Genomic DNA, 278 nt, shown 5'->3' on the forward strand with positions numbered 1-278 from the left:
GATGACTGTCGTCGTTGTTGTGCCGTCTGGATTTGTGATCGTCACTGTGTGCGTGCCGTCGCCGTTGTCGACTACTGTCGCCGTTGGTGATTCGCCGTCCGCACCATCTTTGATCACTGTTGTTGTTACTGTGCCATCTGGATTTGTGATTGTCACTGTGTGTGTACCGTCTCCATTGTCGACTACTGTCGCCGTTGGTGATTCGCCATCTTTACCGTCTACTCCGTCAACACCATCTTTGATGACTGTTGTCGTTGTCGTGCCGTCTGGATTTGTGA

The 278-nt window shown here is 51.4% G+C and carries 1 protein-coding gene; it reads right to left on the bottom strand.

The window, feature by feature from the left end:
• On the bottom strand, positions 1-278 hold a 278-nt coding region (locus tag ERX37_RS11325), incomplete at both ends, for a collagen-flanked surface repeat-containing protein (protein WP_208001703.1).

This window comes from Macrococcus hajekii (assembly GCF_004359505.1).
Taxonomy (GTDB): Bacteria; Bacillota; Bacilli; order Staphylococcales; family Staphylococcaceae; genus Macrococcus; species Macrococcus hajekii.